This is a genomic window from Salinicola socius, from assembly GCF_001937195.1.
In the GTDB taxonomy this organism is placed as follows: Bacteria; Pseudomonadota; Gammaproteobacteria; order Pseudomonadales; family Halomonadaceae; genus Salinicola; species Salinicola socius.
Map to the genome: position 1 here is coordinate 1 of NZ_MSDO01000063.1, position 950 is coordinate 950.

Below are 950 nucleotides of genomic sequence, written 5' to 3' on the forward strand. Positions count from 1 at the left end.
ATCGCTACTTTCTCCTAATGCGGTCGTGAATGTGGGCGCTTGCAAACTCTATCAGACGCCCGGCGTCACTTTCTGCACCAACAATAAAGATGAGAATGGTAACGACACCGGCACGGAAAATTGTTCGACCGTCTGGAATGCTGAATCAACGGGTGAAACCAACAATCCCGACTCCGACGCACCGACTATCTCAGACTCACCCTTTCAATTAACCAGCGACCCTTCCAGTTGTTCTAAAGGCTCCTATACCTCCGGTTCTAATACCTACTGCTATACAGGACAGTCCTCTGACATTAACACGATCCATATCGACCAAAACGGGCAGGTCATCGATGACTCCGATAACGGTGGCAACTCTGGCGGCAGTGATGGCGGGAGTTCTGGCGGCGGCACCGATAGCGGTTCTGATACCGGCAGCGGTGGCTCTGGCGGTGGCGGCTCATCGGGGGGCGGCAGTGGATCGGGTGGCTCGACCGGTGGTGGTAGCGGTTCTGACGGCGGCTCAACCGGTGGTGATTCCGGCAGCGGTGGTGGCTCTGGCGGTGGCGGCTCATCGGGGGGTGGTAGTGGGTCAGGTGGCTCGACCGGTGGCGATAGCGGCTCTGACGGTGGCAGTTCTGGCGGCGACAGTGACAGCGGTAACGATGACGGCGACGGTCTAGGTGCCGTACTCGATGCCATAGGTAGCGTTCGCAAGGCCATCAACGATGGCTTCAATAACCTCGTCGACACCTTCACCAATCAGGATGGCGCCCCCTCGGGCGATGATGTCGTGGCCGACTTCGATGGTCAGGGCCTCAGCGATGACCTGATGGCCGAAGCCGAAACCCAGAACGACGGTATCCAGGGCGAACTGACCCAGCGCTACCAGGATCTGTTCGAGTCCGACTCCAGCATCCTCGGTTCGGCGTTGAACAGCGTCAGGGACACCGCCACCTCCTGGCTTCCCT

The 950-nt window shown here is 59.1% G+C and carries 1 protein-coding gene; it reads left to right on the plus strand.

Going from position 1 to position 950, the window contains the following annotated elements; translation table 11 throughout:
• The coding region (locus tag BTW07_RS19900; protein WP_208605443.1) for a hypothetical protein at positions 1-950 on the plus strand (950 nt) is incomplete at both ends.